This is a genomic window from Pseudomonas sp. 1 (assembly GCF_056626735.1).
Genome location: NZ_JBWXMQ010000005.1, coordinates 132635 through 155356, shown reverse-complemented (window position 1 = coordinate 155356; position 22722 = coordinate 132635). Strand labels below are relative to the sequence as shown.

Below are 22722 nucleotides of genomic sequence, written 5' to 3'. Positions count from 1 at the left end.
TGCAATGTCCCAAGAATTCGATTACATCATCGTCGGTGCCGGCTCTGCCGGTAACACCCTGGCGACCCGCCTGACTGAAGACGAAGGCGTCACCGTCCTGCTGCTCGAAGCCGGCGGCCCGGACTACCGTTTCGACTTCCGCACGCAAATGCCGGCCGCTCTGGCCTTCCCGCTGCAAGGTCGTCGCTACAACTGGGCATACGAAACCGATCCAGAGCCACACATGGACGGTCGCCGGATGGAATGCGGTCGCGGCAAGGGCCTCGGCGGTTCCTCGCTGATCAACGGCATGTGCTACATTCGCGGCAACGCGATGGACTACGACGGCTGGGCGAAACTGCCAGGCCTGGAAGACTGGACCTACCTCGATTGCCTGCCGTACTTCCGTAAAGCGGAAACCCGCGACATCGGCCCGAACGACTACCACGGTGGCGACGGTCCGGTCAGCGTGACCACGCCGAAGGCGGGCAACAACCCGCTGTTCCACGCGATGGTTGAAGCTGGCGTACAGGCCGGTTACCCGCGCACCGAAGACTTGAACGGCTACCAGCAGGAAGGTTTCGGCCCGATGGACCGCACCGTGACGCCGAACGGCCGTCGTGCTTCCACCGCCCGGGGTTACCTGGACGTGGCCAAAAAGCGTTCGACCCTGACCATCGTCACTCACGCCCTGACTGACAAGGTTCTGTTCGAAGGCAAACGTGCCGTTGGCGTGCGTTACCTGGTCGGCGCTGCCGAAGAGCGCGTTGAAGCCCGCGCCCGCAAAGAAGTCATCGTCTGCTCCGGCGCGATCGCTTCGCCGCAACTGCTTCAACGCTCCGGTGTCGGCCCGGCGAAACTGCTGGAAAGCCTCGACATCCCGGTCGTTCACGATCTGCCGGGCGTCGGCGAAAACCTGCAGGATCACCTCGAGCTGTACCTGCAATACGCCTGCACCCAACCGGTTTCGCTGTACCCGTCGCTGCTCTGGTACAACCAGCCGGCCATCGGTGCCGAGTGGCTGTTCAACGGCACCGGCATCGGCGCCAGCAACCAGTTCGAAGCCGGCGGTTTCATCCGCACCCGTCCGGAATTCGAGTGGCCGAACATCCAGTACCACTTCCTGCCGGTGGCGATTAACTACAACGGCAGCAACGGTGTGAAAGAGCACGGTTTCCAGGCGCACATGGGTTCCATGCGTTCGCCGAGCCGCGGTCGCGTCCAGGTCAAATCCAAGGATCCGCGCCAGCACCCGAGCATCCTGTTCAACTACATGGCCACCGAGCAGGACTGGCAGGAATTCCGTGACGGCATCCGCCTGACCCGTGAAATCATGCAACAGCCTGCACTGGACGCCTTCCGTGGCCGCGAAATCAGCCCGGGCATCGAAGTGCAAACCGATGAGCAGCTGGACAAGTTCATCCGCGAGCACGCCGAAACCGCGTTCCACCCTTCCTGCTCGTGCAAGATGGGCACCGACGAGATGGCCGTAGTGGACGGCCAGGGCCGCGTGCATGGCATGCAGGGTCTGCGTGTGGTCGATGCTTCGATCATGCCGATCATCACCACCGGCAACCTGAATGCGCCGACGATCATGATGGCCGAGAAAATCGCCGACAAGATCCGTGGTCGTCAGCCACTGCCGCGCAGCAAGGCGCCGTACTACGTCGCTGGCGATGCGCCGGTGAAAGGCAAGCCGATGCGTGAAGTGAGTACTGTTGCTCAGTAAGCCGTAACACTCCCCCGCCCTGATCGCTTCCACGTTTTGCGTGGGAGCGATCAGCTGTTTCCTACACCCCCTCTTCACTTGATCCTACCCCCTCGCAGGCCTACTCTAGTCCTCGCCCAATCGTTTCACCCCCCTCCCCGCCGCATCCGCTGCGCCGCTGCTCCCATGACAAGGAGGTTCCCTGATGTTCGATTTCCACCCCCAGCTCAAGCAGCGCTTCGCTGCCTTGCGCACGGGCGCCGAGTTCTTTTCCTTGAGGTATGTCCGCGAGTCCGGCCAGTACCTGTCGGTGCGCAAGAACGTCGCCGAACCGCCGAGCCTGAGCCGTGATGAAGGCGCGATGCTCACCGTCCGGGTCAACGGCGTCGAAGCCTATGCCGCGACCAATGACCTGTCGCAACAAGGCCTGCAAGCCGCCCTCGAGCGCGCCGAACAACAGGCCCGACGGATCAAGCCGCACGCCCTGCTCGACCTGAGCCAGCAGCCGGTGTCCAGCGACCGCGCCGACTACTTTTCACCCAATCTCGAACAACCCTTTCCGTCCCTGAGCGAATGCTTCGAGCTGCTCGGCGCGGAATCCGCCTCGGTGCCAAAGGATGAGCGCCTGGTGAATTGGCAAGTGAGCATCGGCATCACCCACGTCGAACAGATCTACCTGAGCAGCGCCGGCGCCGAATTGCGTCAGGCCCAGCGTTTCGTCTACCCGGGCCTGGACGTCACCGCCTACGACGGCAGCGACAGCCAGACCCGCAGCCTCGGCCGCGAGAACTTCGGCCAGCAGGGCGGCGCTGACGTGATCAGCCGTTGCGGCCTGATTGGCGCCGGCCCGCAAGTCGCCGATCAGGCACTGCAACTGCTGCTCGCGCCGAACACCCCGCAAGGCCCTCGCGACCTGCTGCTGATGCCCGACCAGATGATGTTGCAGATCCACGAATCCATCGGCCACCCGCTGGAGCTCGACCGGATCCTCGGCGACGAGCGCAATTACGCCGGCACCAGTTTCGTCAAAGCCTCGGATTTCGGCAGCCTGCAATACGGCTCGAAACTGCTCAACGTGACGTTCGATCCGGGCATTCCCGAAGAACTGGCGAGTTACGGTCACGATGACGACGGCTCCAGGGCCAGCAAGCAATTCCTGATTCGCGAAGGCCTGCTGGTCCGGCCGTTGGGCGGTGCCTTGTCGCAGTTCCGCGCGGGTCTGGACGGCGTCGCCAACAGCCGCGCCTGCGGCTGGAACCGACCGCCGATCGACCGCATGGCCAACCTCAACATCGAGCCGGGCGACCAGCCGCTGGAGCAACTGATCGGCGGTATCGAAAACGGCATCCTGATGAGCACCAACCGTTCCTGGTCGATCGACGATGCACGCAACAAATTTCAGTTCGGCTGCGAATGGGGCCAGTTGATCGAAAACGGCGAACTCAAGGGCGTCGTGAAGAATCCGAACTACCGGGGCATTTCCGCGCACTTCTGGAAGAGCCTGCGCGCCGTCGGCAACGCCGGCACCACCCAGGTGCTGGGTACTCCGAACTGCGGCAAGGGCGAACCGAACCAGGTGATCCGCGTCGGCCATGCGTCACCGGCCTGCGTGTTCAGCAATGTTGATGTGTTTGGGGGAGACGCCTGATGAGTATTTCCAAGAACCCGTCCGAGGCGTTCAAGGTGCTGGTCGACTGGCTGCGCGATGCCGTGCGCGAGCCGGAACAGTTCACCCTGAGTTATGACGCCGAATCCTCGGCCTTCGTGCGCTTCAACCACGCCAAGGTGCGTCAGGCCGGGCAAGTCCAGCAAGCCGGTATCGGCCTGAAACTGATCGACGACGGTCGTCATGCCGACCTGCACATCACGTTGTCCGGTGAGCAGGCCACCGATCTGCAACGCCTCGCCGAAGGCTTGCAGCAACTGCGCGAAACCCTGCCGTTGCTACCGCAGGATCCGTACCTGTTGCTCAACCACAACAGCTGGCAGAGCAAGAACGTGCAGGAACATCCACTGCCGGACACCGAGCAGGTGGTGGCTGAAATTGCCCAGGCGGCCGAAGGTCTGGATCTGGTCGGCTTCTACGCTGCCGGCCCGATCAGCCGCGGTTTCGCCAGTTCTTCCGGCGCATTCGGCTGGCATCAGGCCAACAGCTTCAACTTCGACTTCAGCCTGTTCCACGAAAACGGCGAAGCGGTGAAGGCCAGCTACGCCGGGCATGACTGGAACAGCGAAGACTTCGCCAAACGCATCCAGCAGGCCCGCGAGCAACTCGAGTTTCTGGGGCGACCGCTGCGCACCCTGCCGCCCGGTCAATACCGCGCCTATCTGGCGCCGGCGGCCCTGGAAGAAATCATGGGCATGCTGTGCTGGGGCGGTTTTTCGGCGCAGTCGATTGCCAGCAAGAGCAGCCCGTTGCAGAAGCTGTATGCCGGCGATCAAGCGTTCAGTCCGCTGGTGTCCCTGGACGAAAAAGTCAGCGACTCGCTGAGCCCGGCGTTCTCCGGCGAAGGTTACCCGCGCAGCGATCTGCGGTTGATCATCGAAGGCAAGGCAGGTGATCAATTGGTCGGTTCGCGCAGTGCTGCCGAATACGGGCTTTCGGCCAACGGCGCCGGTGGTGGCGAATCGCCGAGCGCGCTGAACATGGGTGCCGGTGATCTGCCGCAGGCCGAGATCCTCAAGCAGTTGGGCACCGGTTTGTACATCAGCAACCTGTGGTACCTGAACTTCTCCGATCAACCGGCGGCGCGACTGACCGGCATGACCCGGTTTGCCACGTTCTGGGTCGAGAACGGAGAGATTCAGGCGCCGGTCAGCACCATGCGGTTCGACGACAGCGCCTACAGCCTGCTGGGTTCGCAGCTGGAAGCATTGACCGCCGAACGGGAATTGCTGCTGTCGGCGAGCACTTACAGCCAGCGCAATACCTCATCGGCACTGTTGCCGGGGGCGCTGGTGAGCCGATTGACCCTGACTCTCTAACCTTCCGACCTGATCGTTCCCACGCTCTGCGTGGGAATGCAGCCCGGGACGCTCCGCGTCCCAGCCAAAAGCGGACGCAGAGCGTCCATGGCGGCGTTCCCACGCAGAGCGTGGGAACGATCATCTTCCAGACAACAAGAGGTTCCATGCCCAACCGCCCGCCACTCGACGCCATCACCGCCCGCTGGTTGCCGTGGGTCGTCGCCATCGCTTTCTTCATGCAGTCCCTCGACGGCACCATCCTCAACACCGCCCTGCCGGCCATGGCTAGGGACCTGGCCGAAGACCCGTTGCGCATGCAGGGCGTGATCATCGCCTACATGCTCACCGTGGCCCTGCTGATTCCGGCCTCGGGCTGGATCGCCGACCGCTTCGGCACCAAGAAAATCTTCTTCGGCGCGATCCTGCTGTTCAGCCTCGGCTCGCTGCTCTGCGCCTTGTCGAGCAGCCTGAGCATGCTGATCGGCGCACGCGTGATCCAGGGGCTCGGCGGCGCGCTGATGCTGCCGGTCGGACGCTTGGTGGTGCTGCGCGCCTACCCGCGTTCGGAACTGGTGCGGATCATGGGCTTCATCACCATTCCCGGCCTGCTCGGTCCGCTGATCGGCCCGACCATGGGCGGCTGGATGGTGGAATACCTGACGTGGCACTGGATCTTCCTGATCAACCTGCCCGTCGGCGTCATCGGTTGCTATGCGGTGTGGAAATTCATCCCCGACCTGCGCGGCACCGAGCGCACGCGCTTCGACAGTCTGGGATTTCTGCTGTTCGGTGCGGCGATGGTGCTGATCACCATCGCCATGGAAGGCCTCGGCGAACTGCACCTGCCGCACTTGCGGGTGATGTTGCTGCTGTTCGGCGGCATGGCGTGTCTGGCGGCGTACTGGTTACGCGCCGGGCACATTGAAAACCCTTTGTTCGCGCCGTCGCTGTTCAAGACCCGCACCTTCGCCGTCGGCATTCTCGGCAACCTGTTCGCTCGCCTTGGCAGCGGCGCCCTGCCGTTTCTGGTGCCGTTGCTGCTGCAAGTGGCGCTGGGTTATTCACCGTCCCAGGCCGGGATGAGCATGTTGCCTTTGGCCGCAGCCGCGATGGTCGCCAAGTGGGGCGCGCGACCGCTGATCGAACGTCTGGGCTATCGCATCGTGCTGACCGGCAACACCCTGCTGCTGGGAATCATGCTGGCGAGCATGGGTCTGGTCAGCGAGCAGACGCCGTACTGGCTGCTGCTATGCCTGCTGGCGATTCTGGGGGCGATCAACTCGCTGCAATTCACCGCCATGAACACCGTGACCCTGATCGATCTCGACGACGCCAGCGCCAGCAGCGGCAACAGTTTGCTGTCGGTGGTGGCGCAGTTGTCGCTGAGCCTGGGCGTGGCCTGCGCCGGTGCGTTGCTCGGCGGCTTTACGGCACAAGTCGGCAATGACGGCGTTGAGACCGTGTTGGGCGCATTTCAGCTAACGTTCGTGACCGTGGGGATCATGGCGATGCTGGCCGCGACGATTTTCTCGCAGCTATCGAAAGAGGACGGACGGCGTACCAAACGCCGTGAGGAACATATCGAGCATTGACCGGGGTCCGCGTGGCGAGGGAACCGGCCCTCGTCACAGGCTTTGCGTTCGTCCAGAACTTTCGAGGAAAGTGGCCAGAGGCTGCTACACTGCGCGACATTTTGTTTTGCAGGCCAGTCCCGTGACCACCATCGCCACCGCTTTTAATACTTTGCCGCTGTCCGCCGCCATGCTGGCTAACCTCGACTCCCTCGGTTATGCCCAGATGACGCCGATCCAGGCGCAGAGCTTGCCGGTGATCCTCAAGGGGATGGACCTGATCGCCCAGGCCAAGACCGGCAGCGGCAAGACCGCCGCGTTCGGTATCGGCCTGCTGAACCCGATCAATCCGCGCTACTTCGGTTGCCAGGCGCTGGTGATTTGCCCGACCCGCGAACTGGCCGACCAGGTCGCCAAGGAAATCCGTCGTCTGGCCCGTGCCGAAGACAACATCAAGGTCCTGACCCTGTGCGGCGGCGTGTCCTTCGGCCCGCAGATCGGCTCGCTGGAGCACGGCGCGCACATCATCGTCGGCACGCCGGGCCGCATCCAGCAGCACCTGCGCAAGGGTTCGCTGGTCCTCGACGGCCTGAACACGCTGATCCTCGACGAAGCCGACCGAATGCTCGACATGGGTTTCTACGACGCCATCGAAGACATCATCGAGCAGACCCCGGCCCGCCGTCAGACCCTGTTGTTCTCGGCCACCTATCCGGTGGGCATCAAGCAACTGGCGTCGAAGTTCATGCGCGATCCGCAAACGGTCAAGGCCGAAGCGTTCCACGACGACACCCAGATCGAACAGCGCTTCTACGAGATTTCCCCGGAAGAACGCATGAGTGCGGTGACCAAGGTTCTGCACCACTTCCGTCCGGCCTCCACCGTGGCCTTCTGCTTCACCAAGCAGCAAGTGCAGGAAACCGTCGATCATCTGACCTCCAAAGGCATTTCCGCCGTCGGCCTGCACGGTGATCTGGAACAGCGTGACCGCGATCAGGTGCTGGCGATGTTCGCCAATCGCAGCACCTCGGTGCTGGTGGCTACCGACGTCGCCGCCCGCGGCCTGGACATCGATTCGCTGGACATGGTGATCAACGTCGAGCTGGCCCGCGATTCGGAAATCCACATTCACCGCGTCGGCCGTACCGGTCGTGCCGGCGAGAAAGGCATCGCGGTCAGCCTGGTGGCGCCGTCCGAAGCGCACCGCGCGCAAGCCATCGAACAATTGCAGAAAACCCCGCTGAACTGGGATCAGTTGGACAACCTCAAGTCCCAGGGCGGTGCCCCGCTGCAACCGCCGATGAGCACGCTGTGCATCGCTGGCGGGCGCAAGGACAAAGTGCGTCCGGGCGACATTCTCGGCGCACTGACCGGCGAAGCCGGCATTCCGGGCGCTCAGGTCGGCAAGATCGCGATCTTCGATTTCCAGTCTTACGTGGCGGTTGAACGCACCGTGGTCATGCAGGCGCTGCAGCGTTTGAACAACGGCAAGATCAAGGGCCGTTCGCTGCGCGTTCGGGTTTTGTAAGAACGCTTAAATGATCGTTCCCACGCTCCGCGTGGGAATGCCGCCATGGACGCTCTGCGTCCGCTTTTAAATCGTGACGCGGAGCGTCACAGGATGCTTTCCCACGCAGAGCGTGGGAACGATCTGCGTGGTCATTGTGTGAGGACACCGTTTTGCGCTCTACCGAAGTCGTGATCATTGGCGCTGGCGCCGCAGGGTTGATGTGTGCACTGACCGCCGCCGGGCGCGGGCGTCAGGTGTTGCTGCTCGACCACGCGAACAAGGCCGGCAAGAAAATCCTGATGTCCGGCGGTGGGCGCTGCAACTTCACCAACATGTACACCGAACCGAGCAATTTCCTCTCGCAGAATTCGCACTTCTGCAAATCCGCGCTGGCCCGCTACACCCAGTGGGATTTCATCGGCATGGTCGCCAAGCACGGCGTGCCGTATCACGAGAAGAAACTCGGTCAGCTGTTCTGTGATAACAAATCCAGCGACATCCTCGGCATGCTCCTGGACGAATGCGATCAGGTCGGCGTCAACCTGCACCTCGACACCTCGATCCAGACCATCGAAAAGGTTGAAGGCGGTTACCTGCTCGACACCACACTCGGCCAGATCCAGTGCCAGTCGCTGGTGATCGCCACTGGCGGGCTGTCGATCCCGACGCTGGGCGCCACCGGTTTCGGTTACCAGGTCGCCAAACAGTTCGGCCACGAGCTGCTGCCGACCCGCGCCGGGCTGGTGCCGTTCACCATCACCGATCAGCTCAAGGAGTTGTGCACCGAGCTGTCCGGCACCTCGGTGGATTGTCTGGTCAGCTGCAACGACCAGAGCTTTCGCGAGAACATCCTGTTCACCCACCGCGGCCTCAGCGGCCCGGCGATTCTGCAGATTTCCTCGTTCTGGGAGCCGGGCGACACAGTCGAGATCAACCTGCTGCCGGATCACGACGCCGCAAGCTGGCTGCAACAGCAGACCGCCGAGCGTCCGAACAGCGAACTGAAAACCCTGCTCGGCGAAATCTTCACCAAGAAGATGGCCAACCTGCTGGCGGACAACTGGTTCGTCTCCAAACCGATGAAGCAGTACACCCACGCCGAACTGGCGGACATCGCGCAGAAACTCGGCAGCTGGAAAGTCGTCCCGGCCGGCACCGAGGGCTACCGCACCGCCGAGGTAACGCTGGGTGGGGTCGACACCCGCGAAGTGTCGTCCAAGACCATGGAATCGCTGAAAAGCCCGGGCCTGTACTTCGTTGGTGAAGTGCTGGATGTCACCGGGCATTTGGGCGGATTCAACTTCCAGTGGGCGTGGGCCTCTGGCTACGCCGCCGCGCAGTACGTCTGATAAACACAAATCAAACTGTGGGCGAGACTGCTCCCACATTTGTTATCGGTGAAGCTGTAGGGAACACTTTTTGCTGTCAGATGTGATCGGCGCCATTGCGTCGGCGTCATTACTGGCTCAATTTAGCGGCATCGCCTCGGAAGGCCTTCGCACTTCATGTCCTCGACCTCGTTTCGTCAGTCTTTGCGGCGCCTGTGGGCGCTGGATAAATTCAGCTACAGCGTGCGGGTGTTCATCGCCCTGACCGGCAGCATGGCGCTGTGCTGGTATCAGGATGAAATGGGGCTGCTGATTCCGCTGTTCCTGGGGATCATCGCCAGCGCCCTGGCCGAGACCGACGACAGTTGGCAGGGCCGCCTCAACGCGCTGGCGGTGACGCTGGTGTGTTTCAGCGTCGCGGCGCTGTCCGTGGAATTGCTGTTTCCCTACCCCATCGTTTTCGTCATTGCGCTGGCACTGGCCAGTTTCGGCCTGACCATGCTCGGTGCGCTCGGCGAGCGTTATGGCGCGATTGCTTCGGCGACCCTGATTCTTTCCGTCTACACCATGATCGGCGTGGATCAGCGCGGTGGCGCGGTCACGGATTTCTGGCATGAGCCGATGCTGCTGGTGGCCGGCGCCGCGTGGTACGGCCTGCTGTCGGTGCTGTGGCAGGCGATGTTTTCCAACCAGCCGGTGCAACAGAGCCTGGCGCGGCTGTTCCGTGAACTGGGCTTTTACCTGAAGCTGAAAGCCTCGCTGTTCGAGCCGATCCGTCAGCTGGACGTCGAAGCGCGGCGCCTGGAACTGGCCCAACAAAACGGTCGGGTGGTCGCAGCGCTGAACAGCGCCAAGGAAATCATCCTGCACCGGGTCGGCAACGGTCGGCCCGGCTCGAAAGTCAGCCGTTACCTGAAGCTGTACTTCCTGGCGCAAGACATTCACGAACGCGCCAGTTCTTCGCACTATCCCTACAACGCCCTGGCCGATGCGTTTTTCCACAGCGATGTCCTGTTCCGCTGCCAGCGCCTGCTGCGCCAGCAAGGCAAGGTCTGTCGGGCGCTGGCCGAATCGATCCAGATGCGCCAGCCATTCATTTACGACGCGAGTTTCGCCGAAGCCCTGAGCGACCTGCACGCTTCCCTCGAACACCTGCGCATCCAGAGCAACCCGGCCTGGCGCGGACTCCTGCGTTCGTTGCGCGCACTCGCCGCCAACCTCGGCACCCTCGACCGGTTGCTCAGCGACGCGAGCAACCCCGATGCGCTGGCGGATGCCACCGACAGCAGCCTGCTCGACCGCTCGCCGCGCAACTTAAAGGATGTGTGGATTCGTCTGCGCACGCAGCTGACGCCGACCTCGCTGCTGTTCCGTCACGCCCTGCGCTTGCCGTTGGCACTGAGCATCGGCTACGGCATGGTGCACCTGATCCACCCGTCGCAGGGTTACTGGATCATCCTCACCACGCTGTTTGTCTGCCAGCCGAACTATGGCGCGACCCGGCGCAAACTCGGCCAGCGGATTTTCGGCACGGCGATCGGCCTGACGATTGCCTGGGCGCTGTTCGATCTGTTCCCGAGCCCGCTGGTGCAATCGTGCTTCGCCATCGCCGCCGGCGTGGTGTTCTTTACCAACCGCACCACCCGCTACACCGTGGCGACCGCCGCGATCACGATCATGGTGCTGTTCTGCTTCAACCAGGTCGGTGACGGCTATGGTCTGTTTGTGCCAAGACTGTTCGACACCTTGCTCGGCAGCCTGATTGCCGGGCTTGCGGTGTTCCTGTTCCTGCCGGACTGGCAGGGTCGGCGCCTGAACAAGGTGCTGGCCAACACCCTCACCTGCAACAGCATTTACCTGCGCCAGATCATGCAGCAATACGCCGCCGGCAAGAGCGACGACCTCGCCTATCGACTGGCCCGGCGCAACGCGCACAACGCCGACGCGGCACTCTCCACGACGCTGGCGAACATGCTGATGGAGCCGGGGCATTTCCGGAAGGAAGCCGACGTCGGTTTCCGCTTCCTGGTGCTGTCGCACACCTTGCTCAGCTATCTGTCAGGCCTCGGCGCGCACCGGGAAACCCAACTGCCGGCCGAGGTGCGTGAGCATCTGATCGATGGTGCCGGGGTGAGTCTGGCGGCGAGCATCGATGAAATCGCCCAAGGTCTGGCGAGCAAACAGCCGATTGCGATTCAAAGTGATGAGGAAGAAGCGCTGGCCAATGAGCTTGAGCAGATGCCGGACGAAATCGACGAAGGCCAGCGGCTGGTGCAGACGCAACTGGCGTTGATCTGCCGCCAGCTCGGCCCGTTGCGCACGCTGGCGGCGCACCTGATCAAAGACACAGCCGAAGACTGAGTTGGCCGCACAGGCCTCATCGCTGGCAAGCCAGCTCCCACAGTGTCGGTGTGGTACACAAAATATGTGAACTGCCGCTGTACCTGTGGGAGCGGGCTTGCCCGCGAAGAGGCCCGTTCGTGCACTAAAAATCTTTCAGGCTACATTCCGTGTTGCCTGAGCAGCTTGTCATAGCTGCCATCGGCCTTCATCGACGCAATCGCCTTGTCGAACCCGGCCACGATCTGTTCGTGCTGCGGGTTCTTCAGGCTGACCAGAATGTGCAGGCTGTTCTCGCTCAGCGGCTTGGGCAGAAACTCCACTGCGTTGCGTACTTTCGGTGACTCCCGAGCCAGGTAATAGCGGGCGACGTATTCGTCTTCCAGGGTCAGCTTGACCCGGTCCGCCGCCAGCATGCGCACGGCCATCGCGAAGTTATGCACAGGGACTTTCTGTAACGCGGCGTCGGCATCGAACGGCGCCGAATAGGCGTAGCCGCGCACGACCGCAATCGGATAGGTGTGCAATTCCTGCAGGTTGTTGTATTCGATGGGCGAGTCTTTGCGCTTGAGAAAACGCACGCGATTGAGCAGATACTCGGCAGAAAACTGCCCCAGCTTCGTGCGCTCGTCGTTGTACCAGGCGTTGACCAGCACGTCGTAACGCCCTTCGCCAACCCCCATCAACGCCCGCGCCCAGGGCACCTGCTCATAGGCGCTGGCATAACCGGCACGGGCCAGGGCCGTGCTGACGATGTCGGTTGCCAGCCCACCGTTGACCAGCGTGTCATCGGTAAAAGGCGGCCAGACGTCGAATACCAGACGCAGTTTCTCCGCTGCAGCGCTTTGACCCAGCAACAGCAACCCGATCAAAGCAAAGGCTCGATGCAATCGCGGCATGCTTGAAAATCCTTAGCGGGCGGGCCGCCCGGCGTGTTTTCAGTCAAAACCCCAAGGCCCCTTACCGGCGAATCCCAGGCCCTAACATTAGCTCATTGAAGCCATCGCACAGCGCTTCCCAGCAGATTACACAAAGTACGGCGGACCGCGATATTGGAATGATGGCATTTTGGCCTTTGTCACAGATTTCTCAGCCATACAGACTTATTTCGGCGCTGCGCTTAGTATCGGGCGACGTAGTTCAAGGAATCGGAAGATGACAATCGAGTGGGTCTGCAAACATCACAGCGATCTGGGACTGGAGCAGCTGTACGCCATTTTGAAATTGCGCTCGGAAGTGTTCGTGGTCGAACAGCGTTGCGCGTACCTGGATCCGGACGGACAGGATCTGGACGGTGACACCTGCCATTTGATGGGCTGGGACGGTAATCAACTGGTGGCGTACCTGCGCCTGCTGGACCCGGAATCCCAGGGCGGCGACGTGGTGATCGGCCGCGTGCTCACGGCGCCGGCCGGGCGTGGCAAGGGGTTGGGCCATGAAATGATGGAACAGGCGCTGAAACAGGCCGAGAAGCGCTGGCCTGAAGTGCCGATCTACCTGTCGGCCCAGGCGCATTTGCAGGGGTATTACGGGCGGTACGGGTTTGTGGTGGCGGGTGAGGAATATCTTGAGGATGACATTCCGCACATAGGAATGCGTCGGTCTTGAGATTTCCCCTTCGCGGGCTTGCCCGCGAAGGGACTACATCGGTCAGGGATACTCGAGAACAGCCTTGATCTGCCGCAAATTGCGCTCGATCCACCCCCGATCAATCGCCCCCCACTCCCGAATCCGATAACGCCCCGCATGATTGCGCGCGCCCTCTTCCTGTTCGAACTCGCAGACGATATCCAGATCCGCCAGCGCCGCAATGGTGTCCTGCGCCGTACGCCGGGGCATGCCGGTGATCTCGGTCAGCGCCGGCACGCTGCTGGCCAGGCCGCTGTCGATCAGGTACGCCACGTACAAGCGCCGGTAGAAACTGCTCTTGGTCTTGCTTACGTCCATGCATGCGCTCCGGTGTTTGATGTCTTATTGCATGTCCAGCCACGTCAGGTACACCCGCAGGTCGAACTCGATCTGGTGATAGCCCGGCAGCATGTGCTCACATAATTTATAGAACGCCTTGTTGTGATCCGACTCTTTGAAGTGGGCCAGTTCGTGCACGACGATCATCTTCAGAAACTCAGGCGCGGCGTCCTTGAACAGCGAGGCGATGCGGATCTCTTTCTTGGCCTTGAGCTTGCCGCCCTGCACCCGCGAGACCGTGGTGTGCAGGCCGAGGGCGCGGTGGGTCAGGTCGAGGCGGTTGTCGAACAGCACCTTGTCGATGGCCGGGGCGTTGCGCAGGTATTCCTGCTTCAAGTCCAGCGCGTAACCGTACAACGCCTTGTCGCTCTGCACGTCGTGACGGCCCGGATAGCGTTGGCTCAGGTAATCACCAAGGCGGTTGTCAGCGATCAATTGGCGCACCTGATCCTGCAGATTCGCGGGATAGGCCTGGAGGTATTTCAACGCAGTCATGGGGCGGCACAGATCATGAAAAGGCCGCCAGTGTAGCGAATTCAATCGGCCAACGCGCTCCAGTCGAACGGCTCGGTAAAGCGTGCGGTGTCCTCGGCGACCAACGGCCGCGCCACCAGGAAGCCCTGCACGTACTCGCAACCATGAGCTTGCAGCCACTGATATTGCTCGACGGTTTCCACGCCTTCGGCAATCACCAGCAAGCCGTATTCCTTGCATAAGTCGATGACCGTGCGCACCAGCGAAGCGTCGCGAGACGAGTCCGGCAATCGGGCGATCAGGTGCCGATCGAGTTTGAGGGTATCCAGTTCCAGATCGCGCAGATGCGCCAGCGAGCAGGACCCGGAACCGAAATCGTCCAGCGCCACCCGCACCCCGAGATTGCGCAGCAGCTTCAGCTGTTTGCGGGTCTCGTCCGGGTTGATCGTCAGCGCCTCTTCGGTCACTTCCACTTCCATCTGGTGCGGCTGCAAACCATGGCGCTCCAGCACCTGACGCAATTCGGTGACCAGATTCGGCAGGCCGAACTGGGTGTTGCTCAGGCTCACGCCGATCACCAGATCTCCTGAGAACTCGGCCTCCCACGCCTTACGCTGCCCGGCGCTGCGATGATAGATCCAGCTGCCGAGCCGGCTGATCAGCGTCGCCTCTTCCAGCAACGGCAGGAACAACCCCGGCGGCACGTCGCCGACGCTCGGGTGCTGCCAGCGCAGCAACGCCTCGAAACCGCGAATCCGGCCATCGCCAATCGCCACCTGCGGTTGGTACACCAGATTGAAATCGCGGTTTTCGATGGCGTTGCGCACGCTCTCTTCCAGCATCAGCCGCGAGCGCGCGCGGCCGTTCATTTCATGATCGTAAAAGCGATATTGCTGACGCCCGGCACGCTTGGCCTCGTACATGGCGATGTCCGAGGCGCGCATCAAACCGTCGAGGTTGTTGCCGCAATCCGGGTAGGTGGCGATGCCGATGCTCGCACCCAAAGCAATATCGAGGCCTTCGATCTGCTGACAGATCGACACCCGCTCGATGAGTTTCTCGGCGATCTTCGCCGCTTGTTCGGGGAATTCCAGATCCAGCAGCGCGGTGAATTCATCGCCACCCATCCGCGCCAGAATGTCGAACGGCCGCAGGCAGGCTTTCAGTTGTTCGGAGACCCAGCGCAACACCCGGTCCCCGGCATCATGCCCGAGGGAATCGTTGACCCTTTTGAAGCCGTCGAGATCGAGGTACATCAGCACCCAACTGCTGTCCGTACGCTCGCCGCGCAGCAGCAGGTTTTCCACAGTCTGGTAGAAACCCCGGCGATTGAGCAGCCCGGTCAGCGGATCGGTGACCGCCTGAAATACCAGCTGTTGATGCAGATGGCGCACCACCGACATGTCCAGGACCGTCACCACCATCGCGTGCTGTTCACTCGGCAACGCTGCGCAGGACAAGGCCACCGGCACCTGCTGGCCTGGTGCGGTACGCAGCAACGCGTCGTGTAAGCGCAACGTCTCGCCGCGTTTGTAACTGGCATAAAACTCGGAATCGACCCACAGCGGAATGTGCGGTTTCTGCAGGAAATCGAGAAACTCCTGCCCTTCCAATTCCTTTACCGGTGCATTGAGCAGCCGGGAAATCGCCGGGTTGGCGAAGCGGATCAGACCCTCCTCGCCCAGTACCAGAATCCCTTCGGCAGCGTTATCCAGCACCGACGCATTGAAGGCCCGCGCCGACTCCAGATCCTGACTCAGGCGCTGCAACGCCCGGCGATTGCGTTGATGTTCCAGCAACGCCTGGACTTTGGGTTTGAGAATCTGCGGATCGAACGGTTTGAACAGGTAATCCACCGCACCGCTGGCATAGCCCTTGATCACGGCGTCCTGGGACTGCTCGTTGGCGGTGAGAAAGATGATCGGGGTCAGGCGCGTGCGCTGGCTGCCGCGCATCAGACGCGCGACTTCAAAACCGTCCATGCCCGGCATCTGCACATCCAGCAGCACCAGATCGACGTCGTGTTCGAGCAGCAGGCTGAGGGCTTCGAAACCGGAAGCTGCGGTCATAACCTGCCAGTCCTGGCGCTGCAGCAAGGCGCGCATGCTGATCAGATTTTCAGGGTAATCATCAACGATCAAAAGGACTGAGCTGCCTTCACCTGGCTGGGGTTGCGCGCATTCCATGCTGCTTCTCTTGTCGGGACATCTTGTGTCGGGGCATCTCGGATCAGTGTTCCGGCGTTTTCTCGTGAAAACCGTACAGTCACTGAGCGTTCACTCTAGTCCGGGATCTGTAAAAGCAATAGCTGTCATCCAGCCATCATTTAACCAAACCGATAGGCAGCCGACTAACGGTCACCGCTGAAGCCCTCGAAAACCGGGAAACATGGCATTTCGACAGGTTGTTGACGCCAATCATCCGCCAGACGGCCGTTAACAAAAAATCCCACTACGCTTATAAAGGCCGCCCCCAAGAACCGCGGGCTAGAGCATCTGGCACGCGCGTACAACTGCAACAGAGTGGAAGAACCGACATGATCGACCTCGCAACCTGGAACCTCAGCGTTCCCGTTGGCAGCCCGCCCTACACCGTCGAAACCTCCAGACTGGTGAACGGCTTCAAGGATCAGTACTTCCATTCCGACACCGGCACCCTGTTCTTCTGGTCCCCGGTGACCGGCTCGAAAACCGAAAACGCCATCTACCCGCGTACCGAACTTCGTGAAACCTACAGCAACGGCACCCTGCGCAACTGGTATTACCCGGACGCCGACAACCTGCTGCGCGCGACCCTCTCGGTCAACAAGGTGCCCAGCTCCGGCAAGATCGTCATCGGGCAGATCCATGCCTATGAAAGCCAGAAGCCGATGCTCAAGCTTGAGTACCAATACAAAGACAAAACCGAGACCGGCAACCTGGTGATCAAACTGCGCACCCATCCGGATCAGGACGAAAGCCGCGTCATCACCCTCGCCACCGGGATCAAACTCAATCGCGAGTTCAACTACCTCATTCACCTGAGCCCCGGCGGCGCGCTGGGCGTGAGTGCGGCCGGGTATCAGTGGGATTCGCAGATCAGCGCGACGTGGCGTAACAAACCGTTGTATTTCAAGGCCGGCGTGTATGTGCAGGACAACACCGGGTACACCAGCGAGGGCGGGCAGGTGACGTTCAGCAAGCTGGATATCGATCACAATAAATAGCGGTGGCGCACACGTTTAAGGCTGCTGTTTAAAGACGGTTCGCGTTACGTCCTGAAGCCTACAACGGCTTGCGTCGCTGCCTACCGGTACGCCAGAATCCGCCGGCTTGTGCGCCTGGAGGGCCGTCGGTAACTTGATTCGGGTCACTGATTCGCAGTGATCGGGTTTAGTAGCCTGTGGTGTTTTCAGCTACGTGCAACGCGCTGTCCATCAGACATTCCAGTCTGACTGTGATGGTGGCTGTGCGCAGGGCGCTTCGGCGCGCCGGTTAATGCTGAATACTCCCCGGTCTACTAACCTGCGCACAGCTGCCACCCTTCTTTTAGTAGGGAAGGACCGGCAGCTCCTTACAGGAGTTTTCAGCTTATGTTCAAACCTACGCCTAACCCGCCAGAAACCGATCCGGCCTCCCCCTACGATTCCCTCGACCCCAAAAAACTCAACGAAGCCGCCGAACGCGCCCTCGACCACTACCTCTGCCCCGGCGCCCGTATCATGGCCACGGTCAACGAACCCGACCCCATGTACTTCGCCAACCCCGCCTACAACACCGAATCACTGCTGGCCAACGCCAGCGAAACCCTCGGCTCCGCCAGCGAAATGCTCAACAACTTCGCCGCCACCCTCCCTCCCGCCGACCGCAAGACTGCGATAGGCATTGCGCAACTGGTGATGCTTGGAGAACTGGCGGTGAATCAGGCGCTGGACCACGTGGAGCCAAAAACTTAATCAGCAACTGGCTGAGGTAACTCATCTACCACAGAACCCGCCATAGGCGGGTTTTCTTCGCGCAGTACCGAAAAACTGCCAACAATAAATCCGTCACCTTCTTAATACGTCGCAAAAAACCAGTATCGACATATAACTATTCGATTTTGAACAAATAAGTAATTGATATAAAAAACTGTCATATTTGACAGTTAGAAAAACCAGAAAAACAACTCACACTATTGACACCAAAGCCAACAAACCTCGAGTAACCAAGAGAGAGCATCATGGCCAAGTACGTCGTACTTCCAGGAGTAACTCTTTATTACAGCGACGCTGTACAGCACCCACTAAAGTCACCATTCGGGGTTAATATGAAAGACCCTCAAAATGTTGTCTACCAGATTCACGGACTACCTTATGCGTCTTACCAGCGCCTATCCGGTATCAGCATAAAACTCCCCGCCAACACACCAATGGCTGGGGACTTGTCTCTCTATATCGACAACGTAACAATGGAAAAATATATCCAGACAATCATAAAAACCCTACGCACCATTTTCCACTCGACAGCGGCGCGACTCAATAGGTACGCCCGCATGAAGCTTAATAGTTTAGGAGCCATAAATCATGGCACAACCGACATACATAGTGACTTCAGCTACAACGTTTTTTTATTCGGACTCTACAATTCCTGCCGAAAAAACTATCGGCATTGACACTAAGTTTCCCCAAAACGCCGCTTATACACTATATGGAAAACCCTATGGGCAATTCCAGAGGCTAGGTGAATTCAACTTGGCTATTGACCCTTCAATCCCTTTACAAGTTGGCCAAACACCCGATGCATATGGTGACAACATCATGACCAACAACCCTGCCAATTCGTTCTCACATAACCGTCAAATATTAGGACCTCAACCGCTTAAAGTTTTTGCTGGAATGCCGGCCATGAGAATACTGGACACTGGAGATATTGAATGCTACGGCTCGGTGACTGATACAGCGAACAACAGGATTTACATAATCCTCTCCAGCGATCATTACCATACAACAGCCATAACCCAAGAACAACGAAACGTACCAAGTTGGGCCAGACAGAAATTTTTAACTAGTAGGATAAGACACACACGATCGCAGAGCATATAAAAACCGCCATATACAAAATCACAAATCTTCCCTATCAAGCTATATCCCCCCAACAACCAAACGGAGAATCAAACCATGAGCACTTCCACACCAACAATATCAACCCAGCGGTCAGTTCCATTTGTGCTTTTCCCATTCGACTCTATAGGTAGGGGCGCGAAATGCTGGATTAGAAGACCTGACGGCACAAGCGAAACAGTCGTATTAGACAACATAGATATGATTAACAGAAAAATTTACGCCACACGTCTCGACGGAACAAGTATTACCGAGGAAATCTCTGACATTGAACTATACCGAGAGAGCTACGTTGAGTGGCAAGCAGCCACAAAAAAATAGCGAGTTAACTTTTTAAAACATCAAAAGATGATGGAGAACAGAATGACTATCTTTCACTCCCAGGGCGAAGGTTTGCAATACAAAATTGGCGACACTATCAACTTCACCCACGACGGGTCAGCACTTTTCGACATGCGAATAATTGGAATCGACCAGACCGCAACCTCTTTAATTGCCGCACCTAATAGTGCTCCAAGCAAACTGAAACCCTACCTATTCAGGAATACAACACTCCTTACAAAAATAAGTTTCAAAGAACCGCCTAAAAACCAACTTTCAGTTGGTACGCAAACGCTCACTGCTTATCCAAGGAATGGTAATGGTGCAGTCTCAGGCGGCTTGATTGCATTTTGGGGAACGCCCGGTGCCGGGAGCACTAATTGGGATGACGGTGAGCCACCCTTAGTTCCACGCCCAGAGCACGCTTGGAATGTCCCTGATTATCCTGGGCAACAAACAAGTTGGCACTCGAACCTTTGCGTTTGCTGGAGGTGTCAGGCGATTTACGCTGCTGCCACTGCTTCTCTTGGTCATCCTGCAACGCCATGGGGAGATTATAGGTACGGTGACCCAGTGAAACCTTGAAAGATCAGAAAGGTGAGCTTAAAAAAATAGAAAAAAGGGGAGAAAAAGGGGACGGATTTATTTATCAACAAATAAATCTTCCCCTTTTTCCTTCCATGTAGACCATTCGATTTTTATACACCGCAAAATACTCACCAGCCAACGGAGGCACTTCACATGGCTAAGTACATCGTTTCTCCTGCACCTCTAGTTTTTTACTCCGATAGCAATATTCCAGCAGAACGAAAAATAGGTTTCGACCCCAAGGATATGAACAATGTTGCCTACACGCTCTACAACAAACCGTATAGCTTGTTTCGGCAAAATGACTTTAAGTGACTTTAAGGGGACAGATTTATTTAACATATGAATCCGCCCCCATAAAAAGCCCCTCATCTTTCCTCAAGCATTGAAAGACAGCGTGACCACCTTAACTAAAAAAGGAAGCTCTCCATGGCCACCCAATACGTTGTAGTTAAAGAACCATTTGCCCATTTCTATTCAGACACAACAACTGAAAGAGCGGAACCCATCATGGGTGTAAAACCAAGAGACACCAATAACGTCGCCTATACCTTGTACAACAAACCTTACGGCAAGTATCAATTTCTGGGCGGCTGTAATTTTTTGCTTCCAACATCCATTCCTTTCATACCCGGCATGGTCGTAGACTTTTATGCAGACAACACAACCACAGGCATAACTGCAAACTCATTCATCAACCAGCTGACACTACCCAGCAACTTCAACAATACCGATGTAAGGATTTTCATGGGCATTCCAGCCATGGACAAACTGGATAACGGCCTGATCGAGTGCTATGGCTCTGTGACAGACGCAGTGAACAACACTGTTTATGTCATGCAGTCTCTTTTCTTCACGATCCAGAAACCTTAGAAAACCGGATCATTGAATACCAAAGTGAAAAATTGAGGGGGCGTAATTTATAAATTTGCCATACACACCAAACCAATGAGTTCATCTGCAGAATAAATAAATCTGTTATCGGTCACTTTAACACCATCACACCAAGAAACCTGGAGTAACTGACATGAGTACAACACAAAACGTACAACGCCAGGTGCACCTGCGCACTGGCGACAAATTCACCGCGATCACAAAAAAAAACAAATTGGTCGACGGCACCATCGAATCGATAGACGGCGCAAGCGTAAAAGTAAAGAATACAGCAGGCATATTAGAAACTATTAGAAAGACTGATATCACTGCACTGCAGCTAGACAATTTTGATCATATACTTGATTTTATTGGCTCAAAGCCAGTAGTTTTCGACCCGCAGCCTGACTCCCCAAATATCTATCCGGGAATCGCAGAAACCGTAAGCATACCTAGTTTCCCACCCGCCGACCCAAAACCAATTACTGTTAAACCCTATATCCCTCCTGAACCTGATAGCACTCCGTGGATTTGGGATCGCTACAATAATCCCGGGTACGTGGAGGGTTCAAACGGACAACAATTACAACAAGGCTATGTTAGAAGCGACTCAACTACTTATGCATTGAAATTTACCTTCGAAGCGCAAGAAACAATTGAGGAGTCAACTGAAACCGTCAAGGTAAAAAGATATACATACCGCCCTGCATAAGCCAACCGACGACCCCAAGAGCTCTAGAGAACTATGAAGAGCTTATGGGGACAGCGAAACAAGAACTTATGGGGAAAGATTTATTTATCATGCCATTGAGCAAACAGCAGCGCCGTTTGCTCTTACTTTTGGATAACCTCATGGCCCAAGAATATCGTCGCCCATAAAAAATCCGCCTCTCGGCGGATTTTTTATTCAATCAGCTCAACACCCAGTCTCAATTGACCTTGGCGTTCAACTCACCCTTCAGATAACGCTGATACATGCTTTCCAGCGAGATCGGCTTGATCTTCGAAGCATTGCCGGCAGTACCGAAAGCTTCGTAACGAGCGATACATACGTCGCGCATCGCCTTCACGGTTTCGCCGAAGAATTTACGCGGGTCGAATTCGCTCGGGTTGGTGGCCATCAGGCGACGCATGGCGCCGGTGGATGCCAGACGCAGGTCGGTGTCGATGTTGACCTTGCGCACGCCGTGCTTGATGCCTTCGACGATTTCTTCAACCGGTACGCCGTAGGTTTCTTTGATGTCGCCGCCGTACTGGTTGATGATCGCCAGCCACTCTTGCGGAACCGACGAGGAACCGTGCATCACCAGGTGGGTGTTCGGAATGCGCTTGTGGATTTCCTTGATGCGGTCGATCGCCAGCACGTCACCGGTAGGCGGCTTGGTGAACTTGTAGGCGCCGTGGCTGGTGCCGATAGCGATGGCCAGGGCATCAACTTGGGTCTTCTTGACGAAGTCAGCGGCTTCTTCCGGGTCGGTCAGCATCTGGCTGTGATCCAGAACGCCTTCGGCGCCGATGCCGTCTTCTTCACCGGCCATGCCGGTTTCCAGCGAACCCAGGCAGCCCAGCTCGCCCTCAACCGAAACGCCGCAGGCGTGAGCCATGGCGACAGTCTGTTGGGTCACGCGGACGTTGTATTCGTAGTCGGTCGGAGTCTTGCCGTCTTCGCCGAGGGAGCCGTCCATCATCACCGAGCTGAAGCCCAGCTGGATCGAGCGCTGGCAGACGTCAGGGCTGGTGCCGTGGTCCTGGTGCATGCACACCGGGATGTGCGGGAATTCTTCTATCGCGGCCAGGATCAGGTGACGCAGGAACGGGGCGCCGGCGTATTTGCGAGCGCCGGCCGAAGCCTGGACGATCACCGGGGAGTCAGTCTTGTCAGCGGCTTCCATGATGGCGCGCATCTGCTCAAGGTTGTTGACGTTGAAGGCTGGAACGCCGTAGCCGAACTCGGCTGCGTGGTCCAGCATCTGGCGCATGCTGATAAGTGCCATTGTGTGTCTCTCTCCCGGTTT

General features: G+C 58.5%; 20 protein-coding genes. 15 read left to right on the top strand and 5 right to left on the bottom strand.

The annotated features are described in order from the left end of the window. Positions 1-4: 4 nt before the first annotated feature. The 7 genes from betA to yccS all read left to right on the top strand — a co-directional run bounded on the left by betA (position 5) and on the right by yccS (position 11424). Positions 5-1708 (top strand): choline dehydrogenase, encoded by a 1704-nt coding sequence (gene betA, locus AC1MDC_RS09740; RefSeq protein ID WP_085702875.1) that lies wholly within the window; start codon positions 5-7, stop codon positions 1706-1708. A gap of 184 nt (positions 1709-1892) precedes the next feature. Further along, positions 1893-3335 carry a TldD/PmbA family protein gene (locus AC1MDC_RS09735; RefSeq protein ID WP_085697793.1) on the top strand — a complete coding sequence of 481 codons (1443 nt, stop codon included), beginning with the start codon at positions 1893-1895 and terminating at the stop codon, positions 3333-3335. Next, the gene (locus AC1MDC_RS09730) at positions 3335-4672 is read left to right on the top strand and encodes a TldD/PmbA family protein (protein ID WP_085702876.1); all 1338 of its coding nucleotides are present in this window, start codon (positions 3335-3337) and stop codon (positions 4670-4672) included. Before AC1MDC_RS09735 ends, AC1MDC_RS09730 begins: the two co-directional genes overlap by 1 nt. 146 nt (positions 4673-4818) lie before the next feature. Then, entirely contained in the window at positions 4819-6246 is a 1428-nt protein-coding gene (mdtD, locus tag AC1MDC_RS09725; protein WP_085697795.1) for a multidrug transporter subunit MdtD, read from the top strand. A 121-nt stretch (positions 6247-6367) separates the two neighbouring features. Next, positions 6368-7753: an ATP-dependent RNA helicase DbpA gene (gene dbpA / locus AC1MDC_RS09720; RefSeq protein ID WP_085697910.1), complete on the top strand. Its 1386-nt coding sequence runs from the start codon at positions 6368-6370 to the stop codon at positions 7751-7753. Positions 7754-7905: 152 nt separating this feature from the next. Then, the gene (locus AC1MDC_RS09715) at positions 7906-9084 is read left to right on the top strand and encodes a BaiN/RdsA family NAD(P)/FAD-dependent oxidoreductase (RefSeq protein WP_480392914.1); all 1179 of its coding nucleotides are present in this window, start codon (positions 7906-7908) and stop codon (positions 9082-9084) included. Positions 9085-9240: 156 nt separating this feature from the next. Next, entirely contained in the window at positions 9241-11424 is a 2184-nt protein-coding gene (gene yccS, locus AC1MDC_RS09710) for a YccS family putative transporter (RefSeq protein WP_480392913.1), read from the top strand. A 140-nt stretch (positions 11425-11564) separates the two neighbouring features. On the opposite strand, the gene AC1MDC_RS09705 is transcribed toward yccS, so the two are convergent. Then, a complete protein-coding gene (locus AC1MDC_RS09705; RefSeq protein ID WP_085697798.1) occupies positions 11565-12302 on the bottom strand; it encodes a substrate-binding periplasmic protein in 738 nt (245 codons plus the stop codon). A gap of 256 nt (positions 12303-12558) precedes the next feature. Here AC1MDC_RS09705 and AC1MDC_RS09700 point away from each other — a divergent pair, with 256 nt between their 5' ends. Continuing rightward, complete coding sequence (locus tag AC1MDC_RS09700) at positions 12559-13011, top strand: GNAT family N-acetyltransferase (protein WP_085697799.1); 453 nt, start codon at positions 12559-12561, stop codon at positions 13009-13011. Positions 13012-13053: 42 nt separating this feature from the next. On the opposite strand, the gene AC1MDC_RS09695 is transcribed toward AC1MDC_RS09700, so the two are convergent. From AC1MDC_RS09695 to AC1MDC_RS09685, 3 genes are read right to left on the bottom strand one after another with little or no spacing between them, the layout of a single operon-like run. Continuing rightward, on the bottom strand, positions 13054-13350 hold the full coding sequence (locus AC1MDC_RS09695) for a winged helix-turn-helix domain-containing protein (protein ID WP_085697800.1): 297 nt from the start codon (positions 13348-13350) through the stop codon (positions 13054-13056). Between the two features lie 24 nt (positions 13351-13374). Continuing rightward, a complete protein-coding gene (locus AC1MDC_RS09690) occupies positions 13375-13866 on the bottom strand; it encodes a M48 family metallopeptidase (RefSeq protein ID WP_227233746.1) in 492 nt (163 codons plus the stop codon). Positions 13867-13907: 41 nt separating this feature from the next. Continuing rightward, on the bottom strand, positions 13908-16031 hold the full coding sequence (locus AC1MDC_RS09685; protein ID WP_480392912.1) for a putative bifunctional diguanylate cyclase/phosphodiesterase: 2124 nt from the start codon (positions 16029-16031) through the stop codon (positions 13908-13910). Between the two features lie 350 nt (positions 16032-16381). Between AC1MDC_RS09685 and AC1MDC_RS09680 the strand changes: the two genes are divergently transcribed. The 7 genes from AC1MDC_RS09680 (at position 16382) to AC1MDC_RS09650 (ending at position 21419) form a co-directional block, all read left to right on the top strand. Continuing rightward, positions 16382-17050 carry a polysaccharide lyase family 7 protein gene (locus AC1MDC_RS09680; protein WP_227233749.1) on the top strand — a complete coding sequence of 223 codons (669 nt, stop codon included), beginning with the start codon at positions 16382-16384 and terminating at the stop codon, positions 17048-17050. A gap of 366 nt (positions 17051-17416) precedes the next feature. Then, positions 17417-17779, top strand: a complete 363-nt coding sequence (locus tag AC1MDC_RS09675) for a DUF6124 family protein (protein ID WP_085697804.1) — start codon at positions 17417-17419, stop codon at positions 17777-17779. 266 nt (positions 17780-18045) lie between these two features. Continuing rightward, on the top strand, positions 18046-18477 hold the full coding sequence (locus AC1MDC_RS09670; protein ID WP_085697805.1) for a hypothetical protein: 432 nt from the start codon (positions 18046-18048) through the stop codon (positions 18475-18477). An 811-nt stretch (positions 18478-19288) separates the two neighbouring features. Continuing rightward, on the top strand, positions 19289-19831 hold the full coding sequence (locus tag AC1MDC_RS09665; RefSeq protein WP_139832586.1) for a hypothetical protein: 543 nt from the start codon (positions 19289-19291) through the stop codon (positions 19829-19831). 156 nt (positions 19832-19987) lie between these two features. After that, positions 19988-20149 carry a hypothetical protein gene (locus AC1MDC_RS09660; protein WP_170929723.1) on the top strand — a complete coding sequence of 54 codons (162 nt, stop codon included), beginning with the start codon at positions 19988-19990 and terminating at the stop codon, positions 20147-20149. A 114-nt stretch (positions 20150-20263) separates the two neighbouring features. Continuing rightward, positions 20264-20707 (top strand): hypothetical protein, encoded by a 444-nt coding sequence (locus tag AC1MDC_RS09655; RefSeq protein WP_085697806.1) that lies wholly within the window; start codon positions 20264-20266, stop codon positions 20705-20707. Between the two features lie 154 nt (positions 20708-20861). After that, positions 20862-21419 (top strand): hypothetical protein, encoded by a 558-nt coding sequence (locus tag AC1MDC_RS09650; RefSeq protein ID WP_480392911.1) that lies wholly within the window; start codon positions 20862-20864, stop codon positions 21417-21419. A gap of 217 nt (positions 21420-21636) precedes the next feature. Here AC1MDC_RS09650 and fba read toward each other — a convergent pair whose 3' ends face one another. Then, positions 21637-22701 (bottom strand): class II fructose-bisphosphate aldolase, encoded by a 1065-nt coding sequence (gene fba / locus AC1MDC_RS09645; RefSeq protein WP_007959708.1) that lies wholly within the window; start codon positions 22699-22701, stop codon positions 21637-21639. Positions 22702-22722 lie beyond the last annotated feature (21 nt).

Excerpts from the sequence above, each read along its gene's own strand:
- AC1MDC_RS09680 (WP_227233749.1), top strand. The coding sequence starts at position 16,382 with ATGATCGACCTCGCAACCTGGAACCTCAGCGTTCCCGTTGGCAGCCCG.
- betA (WP_085702875.1), top strand. The coding sequence starts at position 5 with ATGTCCCAAGAATTCGATTACATCATCGTCGGTGCCGGCTCTGCCGGT.
- fba (WP_007959708.1), bottom strand. The coding sequence starts at position 22,701 with ATGGCACTTATCAGCATGCGCCAGATGCTGGACCACGCAGCCGAGTTC.
- AC1MDC_RS09705 (WP_085697798.1), bottom strand. The coding sequence starts at position 12,302 with ATGCCGCGATTGCATCGAGCCTTTGCTTTGATCGGGTTGCTGTTGCTG.
- AC1MDC_RS09650 (WP_480392911.1), top strand. The coding sequence starts at position 20,862 with ATGAGTACAACACAAAACGTACAACGCCAGGTGCACCTGCGCACTGGC.
- AC1MDC_RS09730 (WP_085702876.1), top strand. The coding sequence starts at position 3,335 with ATGAGTATTTCCAAGAACCCGTCCGAGGCGTTCAAGGTGCTGGTCGAC.
- AC1MDC_RS09670 (WP_085697805.1), top strand. The coding sequence starts at position 18,046 with ATGGCCAAGTACGTCGTACTTCCAGGAGTAACTCTTTATTACAGCGAC.
- AC1MDC_RS09685 (WP_480392912.1), bottom strand. The coding sequence starts at position 16,031 with ATGGAATGCGCGCAACCCCAGCCAGGTGAAGGCAGCTCAGTCCTTTTG.
- AC1MDC_RS09695 (WP_085697800.1), bottom strand. The coding sequence starts at position 13,350 with ATGGACGTAAGCAAGACCAAGAGCAGTTTCTACCGGCGCTTGTACGTG.
- AC1MDC_RS09665 (WP_139832586.1), top strand. The coding sequence starts at position 19,289 with ATGACTATCTTTCACTCCCAGGGCGAAGGTTTGCAATACAAAATTGGC.
- AC1MDC_RS09735 (WP_085697793.1), top strand. The coding sequence starts at position 1,893 with ATGTTCGATTTCCACCCCCAGCTCAAGCAGCGCTTCGCTGCCTTGCGC.
- AC1MDC_RS09690 (WP_227233746.1), bottom strand. The coding sequence starts at position 13,866 with ATGACTGCGTTGAAATACCTCCAGGCCTATCCCGCGAATCTGCAGGAT.
- AC1MDC_RS09655 (WP_085697806.1), top strand. The coding sequence starts at position 20,264 with ATGGCCACCCAATACGTTGTAGTTAAAGAACCATTTGCCCATTTCTAT.
- AC1MDC_RS09675 (WP_085697804.1), top strand. The coding sequence starts at position 17,417 with ATGTTCAAACCTACGCCTAACCCGCCAGAAACCGATCCGGCCTCCCCC.
- yccS (WP_480392913.1), top strand. The coding sequence starts at position 9,241 with ATGTCCTCGACCTCGTTTCGTCAGTCTTTGCGGCGCCTGTGGGCGCTG.
- mdtD (WP_085697795.1), top strand. The coding sequence starts at position 4,819 with ATGCCCAACCGCCCGCCACTCGACGCCATCACCGCCCGCTGGTTGCCG.
- AC1MDC_RS09660 (WP_170929723.1), top strand. The coding sequence starts at position 19,988 with ATGGCTAAGTACATCGTTTCTCCTGCACCTCTAGTTTTTTACTCCGAT.
- AC1MDC_RS09700 (WP_085697799.1), top strand. The coding sequence starts at position 12,559 with ATGACAATCGAGTGGGTCTGCAAACATCACAGCGATCTGGGACTGGAG.